This is a genomic window from Actinoplanes sp. NPDC048791 (genome assembly GCF_040650095.1).
Taxonomy (GTDB): domain Bacteria; phylum Actinomycetota; class Actinomycetes; order Mycobacteriales; family Micromonosporaceae; genus Actinoplanes.
The window spans coordinates 1-1,750 of record NZ_JBEZGQ010001403.1 but is presented as its reverse complement, the minus strand read 5'-3'; the positions used below and the strand labels follow the sequence as shown (position 1 = coordinate 1,750).

Sequence of the window (1,750 nt, the reverse complement as noted above, 5' to 3'; positions counted from 1 at the left end):
GCCGACCACAGTGTCCAGGGCCTGCACGCCGCGGGCGGCACAGACGACCTTGGCGCCGCGGGCCGCGAAGGCCAGCGCGCTCGCCCGGCCGATGCCGCTGGACGCGCCGACGATCACGACGACCTGCTCGGACAGGGGCTTGGACATCGCACTACCTCCCGGACGGTGATCCCTGCGACCTACCCGGTCCGGCCCCCGCTACGCCCGCGGTGCTGTGTCTGCCCTCACCGCTGCGTGGGGATTGGCCGATGCCGGGGCACAGTTGAACCACAGAATGGGAAAGGAGGTGAAGGAGATGCAGGAGTCCGCTGACGACGTCACCCGCGCCGAAGCGCTGTTCGCCTCGGATCTGCAGGCAGCGGACGTCAAGGACACCGCGACCGTCGACCGGACGGTCACGGATCTGCTGCGGCAGGACGGGCCGCGCGGTTGTTCGGCCCGGATGGCGTACGAGTTCGGCGAGCACCCCGACCTGGCGGCCGAGCGGATGCGCTGGGCGCGCCGGGTGGTCCGGCAGTCGGTCGGTAGTTCCGGGACTCGCGCATAGTCGCTGCATCCCGGGGGAAACCGCGGTCATCCGCTTCGTCGAAAGGATGGCACCGTGCCCGAGGACCAGTACGCCCAGCAGGACCCGCAGGGACAGTTCAAGGGTCCCGAGCAGCAGGACAGCGAGCAGATCCCGCACCCCGGCGTCACCCGGCAGATGGACGACGAGCCCGATCACGGCGAGGACAGCTACCGGGGCAGCGGACGGCTCACCGGCAAGCGCGCGATCATCACCGGGGGCGACTCCGGGATCGGGCGCGCGGTCGCCATCGCGTTCGCTCGCGAAGGCGCCGACGTGCTCATCGCGTACCTGCCGGACGAGGAAGAGGACGCCCGCCAGACCGCCCAGCTCGTCGAGAAGGCGGGCCGCAGGGCGGTCACCGTGGCTGGCGACATCCGCGACGAGCAGCACTGCACCGCGCTCGTCGAGCAGGCGGTCGGTGAGCTCGGCGGGCTGGACATCCTGGTCAACAACGCGGCGTACCAGATGGCCCAGCCCGGCGGGATCACCGACATCACCACGGAGCAGTTCGACCGGGTGATGAAGACCAACCTGTACGCGATGTTCTGGCTGAGCAGGGCGGCCGTCCCGCACCTGCGGCCGGGCTCCACGATCATCAACACGGCGTCGATCCAGGCGTACCAGTCCACCCCCGAGCTGCTGGACTACGCCACCACCAAGGCCGGGATCGTGGCGTTCACCCGGGCGCTCGCCGCCGGCCTGGCCGAGCAGGGCATCCGGGTCAACGCCGTGGCGCCGGGGCCGATCTGGACCCCGCTGATCCCCGCGACCATGCCGGCCGAGAAGGTCGGGTCTTTCGGCCAGGACACCCCGCTGGGCCGGGCCGGGCAGCCGGCCGAGCTGGCCCCGGCGTACGTGTTCTTCGCCTCGCAGGAGTCCAGCTACATCACCGGTGAGGTGCTGGCGGTGACCGGCGGTAAGCCGCTGGCCTGACCACCGGGATTCAGCAAGGCGTCTCCTGGGAACGATCACCTGAGCGAACGGCGAGGGGGTCGGGAATGAGCGGGCTGGGGTCACTGCGACACCTGCTGCAGGAGGCCCATCACGCCCGCCCGCAGGACCTGCCGGAGATGGCGATGCGCGTCGCGCCCCAGGTCGGCGCCGACGCGGTCGTGATCTACGTCGTCGACCACCAGCAGCGCGAGCTGCGGCCGCTGCCGGGCGGCTCGACCCCGGCCCGGC

At 71.3% G+C, this 1,750-nt stretch carries 3 protein-coding genes and 1 pseudogene; 3 read left to right on the top strand and 1 reads right to left on the bottom strand.

The window, feature by feature from the left end:
- Positions 1-147: SDR family NAD(P)-dependent oxidoreductase (locus AB0C29_RS46815; RefSeq protein ID WP_360834635.1), on the bottom strand; the 147-nt coding region annotated here is incomplete at its 3' end.
- A 148-nt stretch (positions 148-295) separates the two neighbouring features.
- On the opposite strand from AB0C29_RS46815, the gene AB0C29_RS46810 reads away from it, so the two are divergent.
- The 3 genes and pseudogenes from AB0C29_RS46810 to AB0C29_RS46800 all read left to right on the top strand — a co-directional run.
- Positions 296-547: a hypothetical protein gene (locus AB0C29_RS46810; RefSeq protein WP_360544518.1), complete on the top strand. Its 252-nt coding sequence runs from the start codon at positions 296-298 to the stop codon at positions 545-547.
- A 54-nt stretch (positions 548-601) separates the two neighbouring features.
- Positions 602-1,501, top strand: coding sequence for an SDR family oxidoreductase (locus tag AB0C29_RS46805; RefSeq protein WP_360834633.1), 900 nt, complete (start codon positions 602-604; stop codon positions 1,499-1,501).
- 65 nt (positions 1,502-1,566) lie between these two features.
- Positions 1,567-1,750 (top strand): annotated as a pseudogene (locus AB0C29_RS46800) (serine/threonine-protein phosphatase); the annotation flags it as partial.